Genomic DNA, 404 nt, shown 5'->3' with positions numbered 1-404 from the left:
CTTCGCGGCACGTAGAGGAGGCTCACACCGGTTGCGGAGGCGCCGATGGCGAGGATGGCGATCACCGCGTAATCCGGCTGGAACACCCCGCCCGGTGCCGCCAGCCCATAGATCACGTGCGGGCCCAGAAAGAAGAGGAGCAGGACGGCGGTCACCGTCCCCGTGACGCGGGCCTTGCGGCCGCCGCCGAGGATGCGGACGGCGGCGCCGATGGTGACGAAGAGCAGCAGGTACACGGACTGGGTCATCGCCGGGTCGTTCACGGCGATGGTGGTGCCGAGGAACGCCGAGATGATGAGGAGCGAGGCGGCCGCGGTGACCTGGGACGGGCGCCGGGCCGGGGCCGCTGCCGGCCCGTTGTTCTCGTCCAATGAACTGGTCATCGTGCCCTCCCTGTTCGCGGG

Annotated in this window: 1 protein-coding gene; it reads right to left on the bottom strand. The window is 70.3% G+C overall.

Features of this window, described 5'->3' with window-relative positions; all coding sequences use genetic code 11:
* On the bottom strand, nt 1-383 hold a 383-nt coding region (locus SSOG_RS53035), incomplete at its 3' end, for a hypothetical protein (RefSeq protein ID WP_208867310.1).
* Nucleotides 384-404 lie beyond the last annotated feature (21 nt).

Source organism: Streptomyces himastatinicus ATCC 53653 (assembly GCF_000158915.1).
GTDB lineage: Bacteria > Actinomycetota > Actinomycetes > Streptomycetales > Streptomycetaceae > Streptomyces > Streptomyces himastatinicus.
Note: the sequence above shows the minus strand (reverse complement) of the source record. Positions and strands in the feature narration are given on the sequence as shown.